The sequence below is a fragment of the Tsukamurella soli genome (genome assembly GCF_039541155.1).
Classification (GTDB): domain Bacteria; phylum Actinomycetota; class Actinomycetes; order Mycobacteriales; family Mycobacteriaceae; genus Tsukamurella; species Tsukamurella soli.
In genome coordinates this window covers 1-2,088 of record NZ_BAABFR010000217.1, presented here as the reverse complement: position 1 = coordinate 2,088, position 2,088 = coordinate 1, and the positions used below count along the sequence as shown (strand labels likewise).

2 protein-coding genes are annotated in these 2,088 nt (G+C 74.1%); one reads left to right on the top strand and one right to left on the bottom strand.

Features of this window, described 5'->3' with window-relative positions; translation table 11 throughout:
• Positions 1-345 precede the first annotated feature (345 nt).
• Positions 346-1,776 carry a type VII secretion protein EccB gene (eccB, locus tag ABD908_RS27165; protein WP_345001992.1) on the top strand — a complete coding sequence of 477 codons (1,431 nt, stop codon included), beginning with the start codon at positions 346-348 and terminating at the stop codon, positions 1,774-1,776.
• 128 nt (positions 1,777-1,904) lie between these two features.
• Here eccB and ABD908_RS27160 read toward each other — a convergent pair.
• A partial coding sequence (locus ABD908_RS27160) for a hypothetical protein (RefSeq protein ID WP_345001990.1) occupies positions 1,905-2,088 on the bottom strand: 184 nt, incomplete at its 5' end.

Below are 2,088 nucleotides of genomic sequence, written 5' to 3'. Positions count from 1 at the left end.
CCGGCGGCCGCGGCCGACCACGTCGGGCCGCCCGCCGCCGCGACGCCGAGCGCTGTGCTCAGGCCGACACTCTGAGCGGTCACGAGCGCGGCGTGCGGCGGACGGCGCACCGGCGCCCACCCCGCGACGGGTGTCATCGTCGCACGCGATGACGATTCATTCTGTCCCACTGTGTGATTCCCCCGAATCTCTAGTCCCCACGCCGACCCTAGCGGTAGGGTGAGGCGCGGGTGGGGAATCGGGGGATTTCGGACGATCACGGTCATCCGTTGCCGCCGAACGGCTCTCGTCGTCGGTCGCGCACCGGAACCGATCATCCATGCCGGGTCGATACAGGGGGTAGTGATGCGTCTACAGCTGACCACGCGCGCGCAGGTGAGCGGCTACCGCTTCCTGCTGCGCCGGATGGACCATGTGCTGGTGCGTCGCGACGGCCGGATGATCTCGGATCCCATGTCGGCGCAGTCGCGTTCGGTGATCGCCGGGATCGTGATCGCGCTGGTGGTCACCGGCGGCTGCGGCGTGCTCGCGCTGATCCGCCCGCAGGGGGCGGTCGGTGACGCCAGAATCGTTCTGGCGCGGGAATCGGGAGCGCTGTACGTCCAGGTCGACGGTGTGCTGCACCCGGCGACGGACCTGGCGTCCGCCCGGCTCGTCGTGGGTGAGGCGGCGCAGCCGGTGGCGGTGAAGGATCGCCGACTCGCGTCCTACCGGCGCGGACCGGAGGTGGGGATACCCGGTGCGCCACAGCAGATCCTGGGTCCGGCGCGGGCGTGGGACGGTGCGGCGCTCAACGCGTGGGCGGTATGCGACCGCACCGCGCTGGCGCCCGCCGCCCGCCCCGGTGCGGGCGACGAGGTGACCACCACGGTGGTCACCTCGTCGCCGGCGCCGGGTGCTCCTACCGCGGCGGGTCCCGACCCGACGGGGGTCCCACGTGCCGCGCTCGTCACCCGAGCCGATCGACGGTACCTCGTGTACGACGGCCGGCGCGCGCCCATAGACACATCGGACCCTGTGGTGCACAGGGTGATCGGTGCCGACGAGGCGGCCGTCCGGCCGATCGGAGCCGGCCTGTTCAACGCGCTGGTCGAGGTCGATGCCGTGGCTGTGCCGCAGATCGTCGGGCGGGGGAGCCCGTCGGCCCTGCCCGGGGTCGGCGTCGGCACGGTCGTCCGGGTGGACGACCTCGACCGCCCCCGGCTGTACGTGGCGTTGCCGCGCGGTGTCCAGGAGGTCGGGCCGCTGGCCGCTGACCTGGTGCGCGGCGGTGATCCCGCGGCAGGCGAGGTGGTCCCGGTCCCGGCACGCGCGGTGGCACAGGTGCCGACGGTGTCGGACCTGCCCCTCGGCGACCTGCCGCGCGATCGCCCGACGATCGTCGGGCCGCGCGAGGCACCGGTCGTCTGCGCAGTACTCGGGACGGACGGGGCCGGCGCCGGCGGACGGTCACTCTGGCTCGGGACGACGGTGCCGGCGCCCGGCCCGGTGGTCGTGCCCGCTGGTGCAGACGGCTCCGGTGACCGCGTCGACGCCGTGTACCTCCCCGCCGGAACCGGGGAGTACGTCGTGGCGGCCGAAGTGGGCGGCGAGCGGCGCGACACGCTGTACTACGTATCGGATACCGGTGTGCGGTACGGGATCCCGGACGACGAGACCGCTCGGATCCTGGGCCTGCAGCATCGCCCGCGGCCCGTCGCGTGGGCAGCGCTCGGGCTTCTGCCGGAGGGGCCGGCGCTGACCCGCGCTGCGGCCGCGGCGACGCATGACGGATAGTACGCAGTCCGGGTGAAGGAAGGCCGGCGGCCGCGGGCGCCGCGCCACGGTCGCTCCACGTGCGAGCGTTCCGCGTTCAACCGTGGCCCCGAACTGTGTTCTGCCGTTGCGCCCGACCGGGCGTGGGGTCACCGTCGGGCGCGGCGCGGCGCGGTCACGGCCCAGACGACTCCGACCAGGAGCAGCGCGGCCGCGCTGCCGGCGAGGGCGACTGCGCGCGGGCGGCCGTCGCGCGGGTGGGCGTTGAGGTTGGGCAGCGTGAGGTTCGCGATGACGCTGACCAGCTGGAATGCGGCCACGGCAGCCAGCCAG